Source organism: Tardiphaga sp. 20_F10_N6_6 (assembly GCF_052076045.1).
Lineage (GTDB): Bacteria > Pseudomonadota > Alphaproteobacteria > Rhizobiales > Xanthobacteraceae > Tardiphaga > Tardiphaga robiniae.
Genome location: NZ_CP197239.1, coordinates 2,665,174 through 2,684,615, shown reverse-complemented (window position 1 = coordinate 2,684,615; position 19,442 = coordinate 2,665,174). Strand labels below are relative to the sequence as shown.

The window sequence follows — 19,442 nt, the reverse complement described above, 5'->3', positions numbered from 1 at the left end:
CGAGGGAGCCGGATTGTATCCGAATACCCCTTCGACTTTGACGTAGAGTCGTCTTTGACCAGACAGGATGGAGTGGGGATGTCCCGATCACAGCTCGTAGCTGAACACTTGCCGCTGTTGCGGCGCTATGCCCGCGCCCTCACAGGTAACCAGGCCTCAGGCGATGCCTATGTAGGCGCCATGCTGGAAGCGTTGCTGCAGGACCAGTCGTTGCTCGACGAGCAACACGGAGCCCGTGCCGGCTTGTTTCGCCTGTTCACCCAGATTTGGAACTCTGTCGCCTTGAACGACAATCCGGACGTCGCGCCGCTGCAGGCCGCCTCCGAGAAGCGCATTTCCAACATCACCCCGCTGCCACGACAGGCCTTCCTGTTGCTGTCGCTCGAAGGCTTCTCGGAAGAGGAAGTCGCCTTCGTACTCGACGCTGATGTGGCGGAAGTGCGTACGCTGGCCGATACGGCCGGCCGAGAAATGGCCGCCGAAATAGCCACCGACGTTCTTATCATCGAGGACGAGACCTTCATCGCGATGGATCTCGAAAGCCTCGTGAAGAATCTCGGTCATAACGTCATCGGCGTTGCACGCACCCATGCAGATGCGGTTGCGCTCGCAAAGAACAAGAAGCCCGGCCTGATCCTCGCCGATATCCAGCTCGCCGATGGCAGCTCGGGTCTCGATGCGGTGAACGAGTTGCTGCGCATCTTCGAAGTGCCGGTAGTCTTCATCACCGCCTATCCGGAGCGTTTCCTGACTGGCGAACGTCCGGAGCCGGCCTTCCTGATCTCGAAGCCGTTCCAGCCCGCGATGGTCTCGGCCGTCGCCAGCCAGGCGCTGTTCTTCCAGCGCAACTCAAAGAACAAGACAGCCAAGGCATCCTGATTTCAAGGCGCCCTAACTTCGGGCGTCCTGATCTCGCTGGTATTGATTGATATCGAAGCGGCTGGGCCATGTGCCCGGTCGCTTTCGTTTGGCCAGAAGCCATCGCGCTGGATGATACCTGCTCAATAAGTCCTCTTCGCTTGCGCAAACTATCAGCGGGCAGAAGGAGGGGGCTGACAGTATTGTGTTGATGCAGCGATCAATGCCGATATCATCCCTCGATAAGCGGCAAATTGCCACGTCCCGCAGGGCTCATAGGCTTTGACGGGCTGGCGCGGCTGCGTGACCCTTCTGGTCGAACCGGTGCGCATGAACTCAACTGCCGACGCTGAACCTCATATCTATCAATCCACAGTGACACGCCCCGTTGCGGTCGATGTCAGCAAGGTGTCGCTCACTTTCGATACGGCCGACGGCAAGGTCGAAGCGCTATCCAATGTCGATCTGCAAATCAGTGGTGGGGAGTTCGTCTCCTTCATCGGTCCCTCCGGCTGCGGCAAGACCACGCTGCTGCGTGTGATCGCGGACCTGCAGCAACCAAGCTCTGGGAGCGTCACTGTCAATGGCATGAGTGCCGAGCAGGCGCGGCTGGGGCGCAATTACGGCTATGTGTTTCAGGCGCCGGCATTGTTTCCCTGGCGCAGCATCGAGGCCAACCTCAAGCTGCCGCTGGAATTGATGGGGTTCTCGCCGACCGAACAGAAACAGCGCGCCGCGCGCTACCTCGACCTCGTCAATCTCACCGGCTTCGAACGCAAGTTTCCCTGGCAGCTCTCCGGCGGCATGCAGCAGCGGGTTTCCATCGCACGGGCGCTGTCGTTCGATCCCGAATTGCTGCTGATGGACGAGCCGTTCGGAGCACTGGATGAGATCGTGCGCGATCATCTCAACGAACAGCTCCTGCAGCTCTGGGCCAAGACCCGCAAGACCGTGTTGTTCGTGACGCATTCGATTCCCGAAGCGGTGTTTCTTTCCACCAAGATCGTGGTGATGTCGCCGCGGCCGGGCCGTATCACTGATATCATCGACTGCAATTTCCGGCGCGACCGCACGCTGGAAATTCGCGAGACGCCGGAATTCATGGCGATCGCGCAGCGCGTGCGCACGGGGCTGCGTGCCGGGCATTCCTATGACGAGTAGTACGGTGGATACGATACCGGTCGCGCGCGCGGCACGGCGCACGCATCCGTTGGTCAAGCGTAGTGCGCCGCTGGTGACCATTGTCGCAGTGCTGATCATCGTCTGGTACATCGGCGCCGTGCTGATGAACCTGTCGCTTGTGCGCGGCGGCTTCGAGCGCGAGGAAGCGCCTTACACGACGATGGAATTGCTGGAAGGCACCATGAGCGCGGAACGGCCGCCGCTGCCGGCGCCGCATCAGGTGGTCGGTGCTTTCATCGACGGCGTGTTCGGCTATGCGCCGACGGCGCCGCGTAGCCTCGTCTATCATTCCATGGTGACGCTGTCGGCGACGCTGCTCGGCTTCGCGCTAGGCGCGCTGCTCGGCATCGTGCTGGCGCTCGCCATCGTGCACAGCCGCGTGCTGGAGCGTAGCCTGATGCCGTGGATCATCTGCTCGCAGATGGTGCCCATATTGGCGCTGGCGCCGATCTTCATTGTGGTGCTCGGTGCCGTCGGCCTACAGGGCCTGCTGCCGAAATCGATCATCTCGGCCTATCTGAGCTTCTTTCCCATCACCATCGGCATGGTGAAAGGCTTTACCTCGCCCGATCCGATGCAGATGGACCTGATGCGCACATGGTCGGCGACATCTAGACAGGTGCTGTCGAAATTGCGCTGGCCATCGGCCGTGCCGTATCTCTTTGCCAGCCTCAAGGTCGCCATCACCATCTCGCTGATCGGCGCCATCGTCGCGGAATTGCCGACCGGCGCGGAAGCCGGCATCGGTGCACGCCTGCTGGCCGGCTCCTATTACGGCCAGACCATCCAGATCTGGTCGGCACTGGTTGCCGCCGCCGTGCTAGCCTCGGGCCTGATTGCGATTGTGAGCTATGCCGAACGCAAGGTCGCGCAGCGGATGGGGGCGCGGGCATGAATCGTCGCCAGATCCGCCTGGGCTTCATCATGTCGGCAGTGTGCGTGCTGATTACACTGATGCTGCCATTGCCGCTCTCGGGTGTGCCTGTCGCCGCGCTGATGGCGCGCCCGCTGACGTTTCTGCTGACCGGCGTCATCGTGCTTGTGTTCGCTTTCGCTGCCGGCTTCCGTGGCCTGCCTGCCATCGTGATCGGGCTTGTCGGGGCAGGCATCACTGCGGATATGACACTGATGCTGCTCCGCGATCCCTTGATCGCCGGCGATGCGGCATCAGGCTTCTGGATGGTCGTGATCGGAGTCTGGCTGGCATCTTGGATCTGCGTCGTCGCGCTCGCGGGGCTGAAACCGCGCAACAGCGCATTTCGGAAGATCATCGATCTCGCCATTCCGCTGCTGTTCGGTGCGGCCGTGTTCTATCTCTGGGAGGTCGTGGTGCGCGGGGCCGGCGTGCCGCCAGTGCTGCTGCCGTCGCCGAGCGCTGCCGCTGTGAAATTCATGGCGTCGCTGCCGATATTGGGCGCGGATTTCGTGCAGACCTTCATCCGTGGTGTGCTGATCGGCTATGCCATCGGCTGCGGCGCTGGGCTTCTGGTGGCGATCCTCGCGCATCGCTTTGAATTTCTCGGCCGCGGGCTGCTACCCTTGGGTAACTTCTTCTCGGCACTGCCGCTGGTTGGCGTCGCGCCGATCATGGTCATGTGGTTCGGCTTCGACTGGCCGTCGAAGGCCGCGGTCGTGGCGCTGGTGACATTCTTCCCGATGCTGGTGAATGCGTTGGCCGGTCTGCAAGCTGCCGGCGATATCGAGCGTGATCTGATGCGCTCCTACGGCGCGAGCTATGCCCAGACTCTCATCAAGTTGTATCTTCCCGCTGCTCTACCTTTCATCTTCAATGCACTGAAGATCAATGCCACACTGGCCCTGATCGGTGCCATTGTCGCGGAATTCTTCGGCACGCCGACGCAAGGCATCGGCTTTCGAATTTCCACCGAAGCCGGGCGCATGGCGCTCGATATGGTGTGGGCGGAGATCGCGCTGGCCGCGATCGCGGGAATGGCATTTTATGGACTTGTTGCGCTCGCCGAGCGCGTGACGACGTTTTGGCATCCATTGATGCGGACCTAGTTCGGCAGGTTCGCCAATTCTGGAGTTGAGCATGAAGAAGATCATGGCATTCGGCGCAGCGATGGCTCTCTCGCTCGGCTCCGCGCAAGCGGCGGACAAGGTCACCATCCAGCTCAAATGGGTCGCACAGGCCCAGTTCGCCGGCTACTTCGTCGCCAAGGAGAAGGGCTTCTACAAGGACGCCGGGCTCGACGTGACGATCAAGCCGGGCGGTCCCGATGTCGCCCCACCGCAAGTGATCGCGGGCGGCGGTGCCGATGTGGTGGTGGACTGGATGCCGTCGGCGCTGGCCTCGCGCGAGAAGGGCGTGCCGCTGGTGAATATTTCGCAGACCTTCAAGAAGTCCGGGCTCGAACTCACCTGCCGCGCCGAGACCGGCATCAAGAAGCCGACCGATCTGAAGGGCAAGGTCACCGGCGTCTGGTATGGCGGCAACGAATATCCGTTCCTCTCCTGGATGTCGAAGCTGGGCTACAAGACCGATGGTTCGCCGGCCGGCGTCAAGATCATCAAGCAGGGCTTCAATGTTGATCCGCTGCTGCAGAAGCAGGCCGATTGTGTATCGACGATGGCCTACAATGAATACTGGCAGGTGATCGATGGCGGCTACAAGCCGAGCCAGCTTACCGTGTTCAAATATGAGGACGAGGGCGTCGCGACGCTGGAGGACGGTCTCTGGGTGCTCGACAAGAATCTCAAGGATCCAGCCTTCGTTGCCAAGATGGCGAAGTTCGTGAAGGCGTCGATGAAGGGCTGGGACTATGCCAAGACCAATCCCGACGAAGCCGTGAAGATCATTCTGGCTGGCGACTCCACGGGCGCCAAGACTGCCAAAGACCAGAAGCGCATGATGACCGAGGTCAGCAAGTTGCTCGGCGATGCCAATGGCAAGCTCGACGTCAAGGACTATGATCGCACCGTTGCGACGCTGATGTCTGGCGGTTCGGATCCCGTGATTACCAAGAAGCCGGAAGGTGCCTACAGCTTCGCGGTCTATGAGGCGATGAAGTAATTGCGCATCAGCGGCGCGCGAATAACGGCTGAGCGCCGATTGATTTGGCGAGGTGATCGCCAAAGGCTTCACTGATCGGCGGCAGCGTGCGGCCGGCCTTCTTGATGATGGTGATGGCCCGCGAGAAATCCGCGACGTCGATCTGCCGCGAGCGCAGGTCCGGCTCAGCGCCGATCTCGCGTGCGGAGCCTGGCAGGATGGTGATGCCCAGGCCGGCGCGGACCATGGCGATGGCCGTCATCATATAGGTCGCTTCGCAGGTCGGCTGCGCGATGTGTCCCGCGGTCAGGAAGGCGCTGTCAACGACCGCGCGGACGCTGGTCGCGGGATCCATCAGCACCAGCGGATATTTCATCAGATCGTCGATGGTGACCTTGCGGATGCCGCCGATCGGGTGCTTCGCCGGAAACACCACATGCATGCGGTCGCGCACTTCGAGCAGCACTTCCACGTCGTGGTCGGTGACGCTGCCGCCCATGATGCCGAGATCGACCTCTTCTGAGCGGACGAGGTCCAGGACGCGGTTGGCGATCACGTCCTTCAGGACGAAAGATGCGCCGGGCTGCAACTCGCGAAACGACTTGATGGCCTCGGGCAGGGCACCCGCGGCGACCGAGGGAAGCGCCGCGATCCGGACGACGCCCCGGCGCTTGGCCGCGATATCGCGAGTATCCACGACGACGGCATCGAGATCGCGGATCATGCGCTGAAACACCGGCAGCAGTTCGCGGCCGACCCGCGTCAGTTCGACGGAGCGGGTGTTGCGATCGAACAGTTTCACCTCGAGGGTTTCTTCGAGGCGCCTGATCTGAACCGTCAGCGTCGGCTGCGCCAGATGCAGCAACTCCGCGGCGCGGGTGAAGCTGCCGGCTTGGGCAACGACGACGAAAGACCGGATCTGCCGGAGATTCACATCCATAGATGATTTCTATCAATGGGATAGAATTAATTCAATTGAATAGAGGGAAGCTTCTGGCTTCAATGCCCCCAAAGCGACATGCGCGTGATCGCCTGCTCGGGCCTGTGGCGTGTCCGTCAAAAAGCGATCGGGAGATGGGCATGCGGCGATCGCGTTATTCGCGATGTGACTGCAGGCAAGTTTGATCCAGGGAGAACTGCTCGTGCGCACCATCAGGATCGGATCTGGTGCCGGCTATTCGGGTGACCGGATCGAACCGGCAATCGAACTCGCCGAAAGCGGCAACCTCGATTATCTCGTCTTCGAGTGCCTTGCCGAACGCACCATTGCGCTTGCCCAGCAGGACCGGCTGAAAGATCCGCAAGGCGGTTTCGACCCGTTGCTTGCCGACCGCATGAAGGCGGTGCTCCCGATCTGCAGGAAGAATGGCGTCAAGATCGTCACCAATATGGGCGCGGCGAATCCCGTCGCTGCGGCCCAGGCGACGCGTGACATCGCCAGGGCGCTCGGTCTGACCGGATTGAAAGTCGCGGCAGTGACTGGCGACGATGTGCTGGACCAGGCGCGAAATTCCGACGTTGCGCTGGACGAAGGCGGTTCCGTCAAAGCTCTCGGTAACCGCGTGATCTCAGCTAATGCCTACACAGGCGCAGCCCCCATCGCCGAGGCGCTGGCCGGCGGTGCGGATGTCGTCATCACAGGGCGGGCGGCCGATCCGGCGCTGTTTCTCGGGCCGCTGGTGCATGAATTCGGCTGGGCGATGGAGGACTGGGATTTGCTCGGCAAGGGCACCATGGTCGGCCATCTCCTCGAATGCGCCGGCCAGATCACCGGCGGCTATTTCGCCGATCCCGGCGTCAAGGACGTGCAGGGTCTCGCGCGGCTTGGTTTCCCGATCGGCGAGGTGCGCGAAGACGGCGATCTCGTCGTCACCAAGGTCGCGGGCTCGGGCGGCCAGATCACGCGCGCGACGGTGACCGAACAACTGCTCTACGAAATTCATGATCCGACCCGCTATTACCAGCCGGATGTGGTTGCCGATTTCTCGCAGGTGCGTGTCGAGGAGGTTGGTCCGGACCGCATCCATGTCACCGGCGGGAGCGGGGCGCCTAAGACGGGCCTTCTGAAAACATCCGTCGGCTATCTCGACAGCTATATCGGCGAGGGCGAGATCTCCTATGCCGGTGCCAATGCTGTCGCGCGCGGGCGTCTGGCGCTTGAAATTGTGCGCGAACGCCTTGCGATCACCGGCGTGAAGATGACGGAGAGCCGGTTCGACCTGATCGGCGTCAATGCGCTGCATGGTGACGCCCTGGCCGAAGGCCGTGATCCCTATGAAGTCCGCATCCGCGTCGCCGGGCGTACCGACTCGCTCGCAGAGGCCGTGAAGATCGGCAACGAGGTCGAAACGCTCTACACCAATGGACCCGCCGGCGGCGGCGGGGCCTGGAAATCGGCACGCGAAATCGTCGGCGTCGCTTCGGCTTTGCTGCCCGAAACTGTCGTGACGTCATCAGTCACATTCATGGAGGCCTGACCATGAAACTCCGTGAGATCGCGCATTCACGCAGCGGCGACAAGGGTGACACGTCCAACATTTCTGTCATCGCTTTCGATATGGGGGACTTCGCGTTTCTGGCCGAGCATGTGACCGCCGATTGCGTCGCGGACCATTTCGGCGACACCATCACCGGCACCGTCACGCGCTATGAATTGCCGGCGCTCGGCGCGCTAAACTTCGTGCTGACGGGCGCGCTCGGTGGCGGTGTTGTGCGATCGCTCGCGCTGGATACGCACGGGAAATCATTCAGCTCTGCGCTGCTTGAATTCGAACTGCCGGCCAAAGGAGCGTCATCCGGCTCACCATGATCTTCGTCACAATAGGACGACGATACTTTCATACCAAAAAACCAAAAACGGGAGGACTATTGATGAAGCGACGTACATTCCTAGCTGGCCTCGGTGCAACTGGCGTCAGCGCTGCAGTTTTTTCTCCAGCGATCGTTCGTGCCGCTGCGGATACACCACTGAAGTTCGGTGTGCTGTCCGACATGACGGGTCTGTTCGCTGACAATGGCGGGCAGGGCTCGGTGGCTGCAGCGCAGCTCGCGATCGAGGAATGCGGCGGCAAGGTGCTCGGCAAGGCGATAGAACTGATCCAGGCCGACCATCTCAACAAGCCCGATGTTGGCGGCAATATTGCGCGCCAGTGGTATGATCAGGAAGGCGTCGACGTCATTCTCGACGTGCCGGTGTCGTCTGTTTGCATCGCCGTGCAAACCTTCGCCAAGGACCGCAACAAGATGTTCATCACGTCGGCCGGCGGTTCGGCGGATCTCAGCGGCAAGTTCTGCTCGCCGAACTTCATTCAGTGGACCTACAATACTTACGCGCTGGCCAATGTCGCCGGCAAGGCGATGCTACAGCGCGGTGGCGACACATGGTTCTTCGTTGTTGCGGATTATGCCTTTGGTCAGGCGCTCGAGCGTGACGTAACGGAAGTTGCCGTCAAGGGCGGCGGCAAGGCGCTTGGCCGTGCGCCGCATCCAATCAACACGGCGGATTTCTCCTCGCAGCTTCTGACGGCCAAGTCGTCGGGCGCCAAGGTCATCGCCATCGCGAATGCCGGCAGCGACACGCAGAATGCCATCAAGCAGGCAGAAGAGTTCGGTTTGATGGGCGGCGATCAGAAGATGATTGCGCTCTTGATCGACGTGAATGACATCCGAAGCGTCGGATTGAAGAGCGCGCAAGGCCTGCTGGTGACGTCCGGCTTCTACTGGAATATGGACGACCGCACGCGTGCATTTTCCAAGCGTTACGCTGCCAAGATGGGCAAGCCGCCGAGCATGATGCAGGCGGGTGTCTATTCCTCGACGCTGAACTACATCAAGTCGGTGGAGGCCGCGAATACCAAGGATCCTGCCGCTGTGGTCAAGGATCTGCAGGGGCGTACGTTTGACGATGCCTTTCTGCGCAACGGCCGGCTGCGTCCGGACAATCTGATGGTCCACGACATGTATCTCGCCGAGGTCAAGAAGCCTTCCGAGGTCACCGATAGCTATGACGTGTTCAGAATCCTCGCCACGGTGAAGGGCGAAGACGCGTTCTCGCCGCTCTCGGCGAGTGCATGCCCAATGGTGATGAGCAAGAAGTAAGCCGAACAGATAACTCTATGAACCGAGCGTCGCGGGCAGGCAAATACCTTTAATTGCGATTCTTTCGAAGGGTGAGAGAGCCTTACCTATTCCTCAAAAGAATGCGGGGTGCAGCTGGCATCACCACAGCTACATCCTGTGTCCAATTACGTCCACTAAACTTGATAAACGCACTAATTTCATATATAAATCAGTGCGTTGATGGGCGGAATGGGATTGGCACCGTCCAGCATCGTCCAGCAAGTATCAGCCTAGTGTAGGCGCGGAAGTTGGGACAAAGGTGGGGCTGTGGCTGACAGTTTAAGTGAAGCGAAGCCGGAAGCGGCCAAACGTCAGCTTCACAAGCTTTCAGCAAGGTTCGCGGAAACGACAACTCGGCCCGGTCGCCATAGCGACGGCGGAGGTCTGTATTTGACGGTGCGTCCCGGTGGCTCGCGTTCGTGGGTGTTCATGTTCAAGCAGCTTGGCAAGCTCCACGAAATGGGGTTGGGGTCGTTTGACGCTAAAGGGCAATCCGGATTTAGCCTCGCCCAAGCGCGGGCTAGAGCAGCAGACGCCCGGGCTCTGTTGAGGGATGGCGTAAATCCGCTCCTGGCGCAGAAGCAAACTCAGAACGGGGGCGGTGTCGGAAAGAGCCAGACGTTCGGAGCATTTGCGGATGAATATCTCGTTTCGATTCAATCCAGATTCAGGGGCTCAAAAACCGTTGTAGATTGGAAACGAAATATCGAGTTCTACGCAGAACCGCTCCGCGAAATAGCCATTGATCAAATTTCGACCGACGACGTATTGACGGTGCTGAAGCCGCTCTGGGAAACAAGGTTTCGAACAGCGCGGGAGTTCAGAGGAAAAATCGAACAAGTTTTGGACGCCGCGAAGGTGAAGGGGCTGCGGTCGGGAGAGAACCCCGCCCGCTGGAAAGGGCACCTTCAGATCATCTTAGGACGTGGCCAAAAGCGAAAAACAAAGCATCACCCGGCCCCGCCATACCGATTGATGCCTCAGATTTTACGGAAGCTTCGTGAGCGACACCCCATAGCGGCGACTTCGGCGAGCATAGCGCTCGAATTTGCGATACTTACTGCCGCGCGAACGACGGAAGTGCGAGCTATGAGAGTAGCTGAAATCGACTGGGAGCAGTCGACTTGGCGTGTTCCTGCGGAACGGATGAAGATGGAAGAAGATCACGTCGTGCCGCTGAGCGGTCGGGCTAAAGAAATTCTGAGCTATTTGGTAAGGAAGGATGCAAGCCCGGACGACTTTGTGTTCAGTGGTCCAAGGGTGAACCAAAGCTTGGGTCTGAATGCTTTGCTCAATACTCTGAAGGTCGTTGCTGAGGGAATGACGACGCATGGCTGCCGTTCCACCTTTCGCGATTGGGCAGGTGATTGCACGGATTTCCCACGAGAGATTGCTGAAGCTGCTTTGGCGCACACGGTTGGTAATGAGGTCGAGCGCGCCTATCGACGAGGGCGAGCACTGGAGAAGCGGCGATTACTTATGGATCAATGGGCGGAATACCTCGAAACCAGGTGATCACACTTGCCGCGACCAGGCCGTTATGAGCGGCGAACGAAAGCCCCGAATCCGAATAAAAGCGTGGAACATCAACGACTGAGGCGAGTTTCGCTCGCGTCTGGGAAGCATTGGTTGCGCAATATCGTTGGTTATTAGTTGGTTTTCTTCGACAAAAGCGTGTCCGGCTTACGTCCCAAGCGGAGTGGCACGTGATGCGGGGTGTGGATGGAAGCCCGTCTTATGCACGGTCTCCTTGTACCGCGTCTATGGATTAGGCACATTCAACCAATAATAGAAGTTTCTGGAAGAGCGTTATGGACTCCGCAATCGCAAACTCGTCTTGGCCGATCAACGGCAATGGCCCTCTGCCAGCTGATCTATTCGATCAAGAGTTTCTCCGGAGAACATTCTTCGTCAGCGGCGTAGCCTATTGGAAGTGCACCCCGAAATCAGTCCGCAAAGGCTTTAAAGCGCTAGGTAAAAAATACGGTGCCAAGCCGCTTGAGACCTCCACAAAGGATGACCTGATAGATCGAGACTGCGGCCTCGTATTTTCGGTTTGTAATAACCCAGAGGCGAGGGCTCATCTATCCAACCTAGAAATCATCGTTGAATCCAGCGGCCGCGGGAGCGGAACGCGTACGCGCTCCCCAAAGGTTCGAGCTTTCCCGAAAACGATTTGGGATCTTGCGTATTGGGATAGCGACAATAAAGCGGAATACAGCTTTGCTAAGTGGAGCATGGAGCACGGAGTTGTCCGCCCCGAACTCGGCGACGGGAAGTTTCTCGATGCGGCCACCCTTACGGCGGCATTCGGTAAGTCTGATTGCCCGGTACCAATAAATGGGCAGGCCTTTTGCCGAGGAATTCTTTTGTTTGCGGCGTTGCTGAGTCCTGAAGATCGGCGAGAGCTGATCGAGGTGGCTGTGCGTGGCGGGGCGGAAGTTCTGAAGAGTGCGCTCTATAAACGTGAAAGCCCGAAGCTTGACCCAGAAGCGGAGGCGGAAGTTGAAACGGAACAGAAGCTAAGCGGACCTTCGCTCGCATTTCAGGTCGCCGAGACGTTCGATATCGACGCGCTTGCGATAAACGAAACTCCCGAAACGAACTTACTGAAAGAGCGTCTTGCTGCGGAAGCATCAAAGACGAACGAAGCGCGAAGTATCTTTGGTAACTCCGTTTCATCGCTAGTCGCTCAAAAAAGCGCGGAGTTTGAAAGATCGATCAGACTGCTGAGGAATGCTCACGAAGCCAGCGTCGCCCGGAGCGAGGCTGAGCGATTATTGGAGCAAAAGGTAGCCGAAGCTGCGCTCTATCTACAGGGCAAAGTGGGGCCTATTGCTGTTGAAGCTGAATTAAGCCACAGCCTGCCCGAAAGAACGAAGCGATTTGTCCTTGCTGCCGACTGCGTCAGAAAGAACGTAAAGAAATTACCTATCGTGGCCGACTGGCTGAAGCGGCAGCAAAGGCCGCTTCCCCTTTCGACGATCTATCAAATTCCAGCGCAGGCCACCGTCGCGGAGCAGAATGAGGTCGCTCGCGCTAACTTTGTCGAAGAAGTTCTTCAATTTATAAAAAATGCTCCGCCCAAAAATATTCTTCTAGATTGGCTGCGGAGCCTAGAAGCTGCCGAGATATATACGCTTCTGCGGAGCAAAGCGCTTGCGGCATGGCTTGTACCGAGCTCGATTTTGGTTCGTATGGGCATTGATGTTCACGCGGCGCATTTCGTTGGGCATCTCGCCGATTGGTGGATTTCTATCGATGACCTAAATCGTCGCCGAAACCTTATGCGATTTATCGATCCAACGTCGGCAAGCATGGATGCGGACACGCGATTGCGGAGGCTGATAGTCGTCGAGCGCTTGAGAGACATACTTTCATTAGGCCCGATGGCATCGATCGCCGATCCAAGCACTGGGCTATCTGATCCATCCGTAGTCGGACGCAACGTGGCTTCCTTCGTATCGTTAATCGCTTCGAATCTTGATCACGTCCAATCAAGAGATGATCTGAATAAGCTGCTTTCGCGAGAAGTGCCTTCAGGTGCTTCTGCAGATGCCGCAGTTCAGTTTATTCTAACGCCCTCAAATATGGTTGGCCATTTCAAACGCGTGCGCGAGATTGCTCGTGAGGCATTGTTGATGCCGGTCGTTCGGGAGGGCGTGCTTGACAGTAGGTCAGCACGAGAAGTCACGAAGGCCATTGAGTCCGGTCAAGCTCATGAACGGGTAGTGAAGCTTTTTAACGACGGTGATAGGGGGGTAACGAAGCTCGAGTCGCAACATGAGCAGCAGCTTAGCCGATATCTGCAACAAGCGCGAAAGATCATCAGTGAAGCATTAAATAAGGATAACACTCAGCCGGACGAGCGACAGGCAAAGCTTGGTGAAGAGCTGTCTAGTATCGTTTCTCAAATGGCGACGAGCGGCCAAGCCGGTGAAGTTACGTGGGTAGAAGCCGAGCTGCGATCAATTTTAGCGGAAGTGCAGCCAGCGAGCACAACCGCCAAACCTACACTCCTCGGACAGGAAGGACGTGCTTATGAAAGCCCTTGGAGAAGCGAGGATACTGAGTGGGCAAGATCTGAGCTCGATCTGGCAATATTCTACCAGCCCGGCGACGTTTCGCTGTTAAACGTCTGTGTTGAAAGTCTTCGAGTTGTTAGCAAAGGTGAAGTGCCCGCTCCGAATGAAATTGCAGGTGAGCTAATTACTTCGGGCTACTATAAGGAGGCCTTGGAGGTTGCAAAAGGAAAGATAGAGGAAGCTGAGATAAAGGAGCTGAGGCGACGAATTGATGAGCAGATAAAGCCTAAAGTGAGAGCCATCGAATCTCGTTTGAGCCAGCTAGCCGCCGATTTCGGAAATTCGAGCCTCCAAGAATCGCAATATTATCGCGAGGTTTTGTCTGCATTGAGAGCGCGGGACATTGACTTAGCGGATGAGCAGCTCGAGCTTCTTTCGATTGACCTTTATGAACTTAGAAATCACGCCCTGCGCGAGCTCGAAGACAAAGATCAGCAAGCACGGTTAGCGCTAGTCCAGCGTCGTCTTCTGGATGCTGGGGTGTCCGGCTTCGAGCCAAATGCGACGCTATACGAACTCGAAAGTATATGGGCGCGTGAGCTCAATGACCGGAAGCCACAGCGAGCTCATTTTGAGGCGGTAGCGGCAATCTTCGTGCGGTTCGACAGGAATGTATCGGAATTTTCCGCCTTCATTTCCGTACTCGATGCATTCCTTGCAAAGGATGAGCAGCCTTCCTTTTGGTTAAGCGCCGCCCACTCCAGCTCTGTGGTAGATTACTTAAAGCTTAGTTCTGCGAAGCTGCGTACGTGGGCAGAGGTGGCAAATATTCTCTCCTCATCCAGCAAGAGAGCGTTGGCGGCTCTATTTGAGGCATATCTAAAATTCGTTACTGACCTCGTGTTGAACATTAGATCGGTGTCTCCCGCGGATGAAGCAGACAGTGTTTTCGAGCAGGTAATCGAGTTTGACGAGTTGATAAATGGCGGAATCGATCCTGCGTCCTGTGTGCAAGCTCTCATCGACGCTGGAATTATTAATAGTTCCGTCCGTGCGCAGGTGGTGCTTGGCGCTGAAGCGGTCGAGCGTGGTGCCGGGGATTTAACGGTTCTCTTCCGAGGGGCAATTGTCGCTAAGGCATGGGCTCAGCTTGCTGCATTATCCGACAACGCGCGGGAAACTGCCTCTGACGAGCATCTTAGGTGGGTAGACGAAGTCGGCGACTTTGCACGCACGATGCTTGCTCTAGAAGCTGCAGAAAGACCATCGACGGACCTTCTGGAGTCTTCCGTTCGTTCGATTTCGACGGTCGGGCATCCGGTACACCGCGCCCTCGATACGAGGTCTCAGTTGAATCTCGCGTTCCGTTTTTTGGAGGCCTCCCTAGCCTCCGAGAACCCGGAATGGAAGGTTTCGAAGAAAGAAGGAGGCAACTGGAGCACTCTTCTAAGCTCAACGCCTGATCTGTTCAAAATCCTAAACGAAACATCCGGACTCTCGCACGTTGGCAAGGTGCTAGAGCAATTAGCCGCTGGGGTACTCGCCTTTGAAGTGTGTGAGAGGCTATGGTCGTCGGCCACTGGATTGCCGGACGCTGTTAGCTTTCGTGTTGAGCTCTTGAGATTTTTGTATGAACGTCAGTGTCCAGAAGCCATCGTCAAACTAGCGACGAGGTTTGATAGCGCAATACGCACCAAGCTCGAACAAATGCTTGATCTGCGTGCGGCTGCAGCATTTCGCCCTGAATTACTTCCAGCCGCCGATGCGGTCGCGCAACAGGTCGCGGTGGCTGCAAGGATGGCCCCGTTTAGGCACTTTGTAAAAAGACTGCCTTCTGTGGGGCAGTCACTTGAAACATCCATCGATGTTGCCGTCGAAGAAGACCTTATACTTAGGGAAAATCGCTTCGCAGATTATCCGGTGGTTCATGTTCGGTTCGTTGTCACAGCGCGTGGTATGGTACCGGAGCAATTGCAGGTGCAGCTCTTTTCGGAAGATGATGTGTCGATCTCAGGGAAGAGTGGCCGCGTGGCAACTTTAACTGATGAGCTTCTTTACGCGCGTAAAGAGTTCTCTGTCGACGTGCAGCTCGGCGATTCGTGGAAAGGGCGGCTAAGCAAGTCAGACAACGATAGTTTTCGGCTAAGAATCAGTGCGAGGACGGTAACCCAAGAAATCGTCATCCGAGATGTTACTTGTAGTTTCCGGAAAATTGCGAAGTCGAGCGGAGTTGCGCGGAGTATAGATAACGAGTCAATACTCGAATTCTATCCCGGCGTTGGAAATACTCCCGCTGAAGGCAGAAATTTTGTTGGACGATCTCAAGAGATTGAGCAGTTACACAGCTACCTAATAAGCGCGCGGCATCCGAGCCCGGTACTTCTCACTGGCATGAGAAGAATCGGTAAGACGTCGTTGTTGTTCGAACTTCATCGGCGCTTCCGCAATCCGGGTGACAAGCAAGCGATCTCTGTCTATCTGTCAATCGCGGAACAGCGCAGTGCGTTACTCTCACCCGAGCAAACCGTTTCGGGCTCAATATTTAAGGCGATTGTCCGAGCACTCGCAAAGCCAGCCTTTCCTATTGCGGATCACAATCGAGCAGTGGGTGAACGGCTAAAGGCGGTGTTCGGTCAAGAGCGGAATGCTGTCAGAGTCGCGCTTGAGAAGTGTTATGACCCGGAGAGCCTATCAGACTCTTTCATGATCTTATCTGAGAAATTATTGGAAGCGTCTGGTGGAGCGGCTGAGCGCGTCGTTTATCTTATCGATGAGGCAGAGACGTTGATCCTCCCGTACAATCAAGGAGGAAGCAAGAAGATTGAGCTCGAGCAGTTTTTACAGAGTCTTAGAGAAGTCTCACAAACCACTGCGTCGGTGGGGCTTGTCTTGTCTGGAAGCAACCATATCGTTGAGTTCGCTAGAGAGTACAAGAATGCGTTTTTCGGAAGCTGCGCGCGTGTAGATCTCGGCGGGATTACAGAGCGCGCCGAGGCTGAGAAGTTAGTTGCTCCGCCGCAAGTTGCCCAATTCATTCAGTTTGATCGTGAAGCTGTCGACTACGCCATAGAGCTATGCGCGGGCATGCCGCAATTTATGTGGCAAGTGGGTGCGGCGACTGCCTGTCGAATTCGGAGTGGGCCTGCAGTGCGGGGGGATGTTAGGGCCGCCGTACATGCGCTGGTCGATGAGCGACAGGATGACCTGCCTTTCAAGCCGTACGATGTATTAGAGCCTCTCGAGCACATGCTCAAATTGCAGGGCGAACGGGAACGTGACCTGTTATGGCTGCTTCTGCGTCGCGTTGCTTTACATAGCTCCTTGGCAACATTGGAAGTCCCGAGGCATTTCATCGTGGATCAGACCTTGTTGGAGTTGGGACCCAAGGAACAATGGCATCGACGCTTAACCCAATTAGTCGAGCTCGACGTCCTGTCGACGCCTCAATCTCAAAGCTATGCGTTTAAAGTTCCAATATTTGCAGAAGCATTTCGATCAAGCCGCAATAGTCACGAGCAGACGGTGCGAATTCAGCGAGTATCATTATGAGGAGAGAGCATACATGGTTCACAGATCGTGCGGCCGTGGTTTGGAAGGTGACCCCCGGAAGATCGATGCTGGGAATAGTGCCAGCGGGTTGCAGAGAAAACGATGTGTCGCGATACCTCGCAGACTGGATCAACCGGTACTTCAAGCCGCCCAATGTCTGCGCTTCCTTTAATGTGGCCGTTGGTCGCGTTGTTCCCGATCAGGCAATGTCATCGCTTGGCTTTATATCACATATAGCTAGGTCTTTCGGGGTACCGGTATCTTCTCTGCGAGAGGGAGGGGATGAGCCCAGTCACATGTTTGAGGCATTGATTGAGGAGCTCCACTCCCTCGAAAAGTATCCGGTACTTATCGTGGAGCGCTTTCATTCATTTGCGAAGGTGCCGGATGATGCGTTCCTTTCGATCTTATCTAGTATGAGGTCGTTTGAGCACGGCGGTATGCTAACAACGGTCGCATTGTCACCACTCGGGTACGACAGCATAAGGCGAGAAATTGCCACTAGCCTTCCATTTGTGAATTCGTCTTATGGTGACAATCACGACCGAGCCGTAATGTCTCCGCTGACCGCCAACGAATTCCGGGTGGCAGGCGAAAGGCTCGAATTAGAACCTGACGCGGTTGGTCACTTATATTCGTTGGGTGGCGGGCCAGACATAGTTTACCAAGCGCTGCTTGATGAAGCTCAGGGTGGAATAGACGGGATAGTATCTCGATGCGTCGTCCGATTGGGAGACAGCTTAACAAGTTTTTTGAACTACGCTATCGGTCCGCTCGACTACAACAGACCTCTACTGCGTCGACTGATCGATGGGGCGGCGACGCAAACTGATGCAGAGTTTTTTCATGCAATTCTTCAATCAGGTTTTCTAGTATCTAAGAGCCAGATAGAGGTGAAGTGTGCTGGCCCGGTCCTAAGTGCCTATATTCGTGCGCTCCTCGAAAGGGAAGAACACGGAGCAGAAGTGCGGCCACGCCAGCTGGATGCACGGGTGAAAATATTGCTGGTTTCCGCAAACTCGCTAAGTAACCCGTTAGACATCGAAGCGGAAGTTCGGGATCTGCTTCGTCAGCTGGGGCGTACGCTCCATCGTGATAAAGTTGAAATCAATCATTGTCAGGCGGCAACGCCAGACGAGGTTGTCTTCGCCCTTCGAACTTTTATGCCCGACATTGTCCACTTCAGCGGACACGGTGACGAGCAGGGAGTTGAGCTAAGGGCGGAAGGAAGTGGGGGGACACACGTTGCTGGGATTGCCATTGCAAGGGCGTTTCAGGATCGCGGCGTAAGACTAGCTGTCTTCAACGTGTGTCACTCCAATCATTATGCCGCAGCGATAGCTCTCTACGTCGAAGCCGTCGTCGCGACCAGCGATGAAGTGGACGACGACGCAGCTAAATATTTTGCGGTAGCGTTCTATAGAACAATTGCCTCAGGCTTTACGGCAGGACAAGCATTTCGGGATGGTACAAGCGCCGTAGAGATGAATGGATTCAGTAATGTATTTAGATATCACGGGAACGCAGAGTTGAGGTTTGTGGGTGGCTAATAGTTGGTTGATCAGGGGGCATCAACCTCCCATCACCGCGTCGGTCAATACCGCAAGTTGTTTTTTGGAAATGGCAGGATTGTTGCGCCTATACGGAAAACCCTTCCGATATTTGATCGGTTGGGTATTGAAACCGCTGTCAATCCGTATAGCCGCGAGGAGGTGGCTGACGAATGCAGCGGCACAAGCGAGTTGCCCTTTATCTACGGGTATCGACGCAGGACCAACGAACCGACAATCAATTGCGCGAGCTGACGGCCGTCGCCGACCGTGCAAGCTGGCAAGTAGTCGGGACGTTCACTGACACTGGCATATCTGGAGCCAGAGGCCGCAAGGACCGTCCTGCATTCGACAAGCTACTTAAAGCGGTCACGCGTCGCGAAGTCGATTTGGTCGCGGCGTGGTCGGTCGATCGCTTAGGCCGCTCCCTGACGGATCTCTTGTCGTTCCTTGGTGAGCTGCATGCGAAAGGCTGTGACCTTTATCTCCATCAACAGGGCCTCGACACCAGCCCCCCCCGCTGGACGGGCGATGTTCCAGATGATGGGAGTATTCGCTGAGTTCGAGCGGGCTATCATTAGGGAGCGGGTAGTTGCTGGATTGGCGCGAGCAAAAGCTGAAGGTAAAGCAGTGGGACGCCCGACGGTTGGAGCCGAGGTCGAAAACGCGATCAGGCAGATGCGTCGCGACCGTCTCGGAATTCAGAAGATTGCAAGGACGCTTGGCGTCGGAGTGTCGGTTGTTCAGCGCGTCGTCGCAACATCGGCAGTCTAACGCTGCAAGGCTGGCCGCAGAAGGCCCTTCGCAAGACCGTCCAATTTCGCGCGATCGCCACGAGCTGCCTCGACACTTGCTATGTGCTGGTCTGGCACCCGCAGATCGATACGCGCTTCAGCACCATCGAGATTCAGGACCGGGTCTTCGCCTGCGGCGACTTGAACCTGAGGCCAGCATTCCGGGAGTTCGCGAGGCTCTGGAATTTCGAGGACTATGCGAGCGCGCTCTCGATGCCACCCCATTCCTTCCGGCCGACGCGGGAGGATCAGGAGATCGCTGAGCACATGACGGAGGACCGTCAGCTTCCGGATCAGGGAGCGCTGGTTCACATCGACTAGACGGATTCGTGTTCGCTGTTTCCCGACCGCC

General features: G+C 57.0%; 15 protein-coding genes. 14 read left to right on the top strand and 1 reads right to left on the bottom strand.

What is annotated here, in order from left to right; genetic code table 11:
• The first annotated feature begins 78 nt into the window (after positions 1-78).
• The 5 genes from AB7813_RS12955 to AB7813_RS12935 all read left to right on the top strand — a co-directional run bounded on the left by AB7813_RS12955 (position 79) and on the right by AB7813_RS12935 (position 5,074).
• Complete coding sequence (locus AB7813_RS12955; RefSeq protein ID WP_068735059.1) at positions 79-879, top strand: response regulator; 801 nt, start codon at positions 79-81, stop codon at positions 877-879.
• A 309-nt stretch (positions 880-1,188) separates the two neighbouring features.
• The gene (locus AB7813_RS12950; protein WP_120291931.1) at positions 1,189-2,019 is read left to right on the top strand and encodes an ABC transporter ATP-binding protein; all 831 of its coding nucleotides are present in this window, start codon (positions 1,189-1,191) and stop codon (positions 2,017-2,019) included.
• A 4-nt stretch (positions 2,020-2,023) separates the two neighbouring features.
• Complete coding sequence (locus AB7813_RS12945; protein WP_439062865.1) at positions 2,024-2,935, top strand: ABC transporter permease; 912 nt, start codon at positions 2,024-2,026, stop codon at positions 2,933-2,935.
• Complete coding sequence (locus AB7813_RS12940) at positions 2,932-4,062, top strand: ABC transporter permease (RefSeq protein WP_439062864.1); 1,131 nt, start codon at positions 2,932-2,934, stop codon at positions 4,060-4,062. The genes AB7813_RS12945 and AB7813_RS12940 overlap by 4 nt, the downstream gene beginning before the upstream one ends.
• 31 nt (positions 4,063-4,093) lie before the next feature.
• The gene (locus AB7813_RS12935) at positions 4,094-5,074 is read left to right on the top strand and encodes an ABC transporter substrate-binding protein (protein WP_439062863.1); all 981 of its coding nucleotides are present in this window, start codon (positions 4,094-4,096) and stop codon (positions 5,072-5,074) included.
• 7 nt (positions 5,075-5,081) lie between these two features.
• On the opposite strand, the gene AB7813_RS12930 is transcribed toward AB7813_RS12935, so the two are convergent.
• The gene (locus AB7813_RS12930; RefSeq protein ID WP_439062862.1) at positions 5,082-5,993 is read right to left on the bottom strand and encodes a LysR family transcriptional regulator; all 912 of its coding nucleotides are present in this window, start codon (positions 5,991-5,993) and stop codon (positions 5,082-5,084) included.
• A 202-nt stretch (positions 5,994-6,195) separates the two neighbouring features.
• On the opposite strand from AB7813_RS12930, the gene AB7813_RS12925 reads away from it, so the two are divergent.
• The 9 genes from AB7813_RS12925 to AB7813_RS12885 all read left to right on the top strand — a co-directional run bounded on the left by AB7813_RS12925 (position 6,196) and on the right by AB7813_RS12885 (position 19,411).
• On the top strand, positions 6,196-7,530 hold the full coding sequence (locus tag AB7813_RS12925; protein WP_439062861.1) for an acyclic terpene utilization AtuA family protein: 1,335 nt from the start codon (positions 6,196-6,198) through the stop codon (positions 7,528-7,530).
• A gap of 2 nt (positions 7,531-7,532) precedes the next feature.
• Positions 7,533-7,862 carry an AtuA-related protein gene (locus AB7813_RS12920; protein ID WP_231079706.1) on the top strand — a complete coding sequence of 110 codons (330 nt, stop codon included), beginning with the start codon at positions 7,533-7,535 and terminating at the stop codon, positions 7,860-7,862.
• 62 nt (positions 7,863-7,924) lie between these two features.
• Positions 7,925-9,151 (top strand): ABC transporter substrate-binding protein, encoded by a 1,227-nt coding sequence (locus tag AB7813_RS12915; RefSeq protein ID WP_439082976.1) that lies wholly within the window; start codon positions 7,925-7,927, stop codon positions 9,149-9,151.
• A 288-nt stretch (positions 9,152-9,439) separates the two neighbouring features.
• Complete coding sequence (locus AB7813_RS12910) at positions 9,440-10,687, top strand: tyrosine-type recombinase/integrase (RefSeq protein ID WP_441228161.1); 1,248 nt, start codon at positions 9,440-9,442, stop codon at positions 10,685-10,687.
• Positions 10,688-10,983: 296 nt separating this feature from the next.
• The gene (locus AB7813_RS12905; protein ID WP_441228160.1) at positions 10,984-16,746 is read left to right on the top strand and encodes an AAA family ATPase; all 5,763 of its coding nucleotides are present in this window, start codon (positions 10,984-10,986) and stop codon (positions 16,744-16,746) included.
• Positions 16,747-17,042: 296 nt separating this feature from the next.
• Positions 17,043-18,296, top strand: a complete 1,254-nt coding sequence (locus tag AB7813_RS12900; protein ID WP_441228159.1) for a CHAT domain-containing protein — start codon at positions 17,043-17,045, stop codon at positions 18,294-18,296.
• Positions 18,297-18,469: 173 nt separating this feature from the next.
• Positions 18,470-18,856, top strand: a complete 387-nt coding sequence (locus AB7813_RS12895) for a recombinase family protein (protein ID WP_441228158.1) — start codon at positions 18,470-18,472, stop codon at positions 18,854-18,856.
• Positions 18,759-19,070, top strand: coding sequence for a recombinase family protein (locus AB7813_RS12890; RefSeq protein WP_441228157.1), 312 nt, complete (start codon positions 18,759-18,761; stop codon positions 19,068-19,070). The genes AB7813_RS12895 and AB7813_RS12890 overlap by 98 nt, the downstream gene beginning before the upstream one ends.
• 83 nt (positions 19,071-19,153) lie before the next feature.
• A complete protein-coding gene (locus AB7813_RS12885; RefSeq protein ID WP_441228156.1) occupies positions 19,154-19,411 on the top strand; it encodes a hypothetical protein in 258 nt (85 codons plus the stop codon).
• Positions 19,412-19,442 lie beyond the last annotated feature (31 nt).

Coding starts and splice junctions, on each gene's coding strand:
- AB7813_RS12955 (WP_068735059.1), top strand. CDS start 79: ATGTCCCGATCACAGCTCGTAGCTGAACACTTGCCGCTGTTGCGGCGC.
- AB7813_RS12950 (WP_120291931.1), top strand. CDS start 1,189: ATGAACTCAACTGCCGACGCTGAACCTCATATCTATCAATCCACAGTG.
- AB7813_RS12940 (WP_439062864.1), top strand. CDS start 2,932: ATGAATCGTCGCCAGATCCGCCTGGGCTTCATCATGTCGGCAGTGTGC.
- AB7813_RS12935 (WP_439062863.1), top strand. CDS start 4,094: ATGAAGAAGATCATGGCATTCGGCGCAGCGATGGCTCTCTCGCTCGGC.
- AB7813_RS12930 (WP_439062862.1), bottom strand. CDS start 5,993: ATGGATGTGAATCTCCGGCAGATCCGGTCTTTCGTCGTCGTTGCCCAA.
- AB7813_RS12920 (WP_231079706.1), top strand. CDS start 7,533: ATGAAACTCCGTGAGATCGCGCATTCACGCAGCGGCGACAAGGGTGAC.
- AB7813_RS12915 (WP_439082976.1), top strand. CDS start 7,925: ATGAAGCGACGTACATTCCTAGCTGGCCTCGGTGCAACTGGCGTCAGC.
- AB7813_RS12905 (WP_441228160.1), top strand. CDS start 10,984: ATGGACTCCGCAATCGCAAACTCGTCTTGGCCGATCAACGGCAATGGC.
- AB7813_RS12900 (WP_441228159.1), top strand. CDS start 17,043: ATGTTTGAGGCATTGATTGAGGAGCTCCACTCCCTCGAAAAGTATCCG.
- AB7813_RS12895 (WP_441228158.1), top strand. CDS start 18,470: ATGCAGCGGCACAAGCGAGTTGCCCTTTATCTACGGGTATCGACGCAG.
- AB7813_RS12890 (WP_441228157.1), top strand. CDS start 18,759: ATGCGAAAGGCTGTGACCTTTATCTCCATCAACAGGGCCTCGACACCA.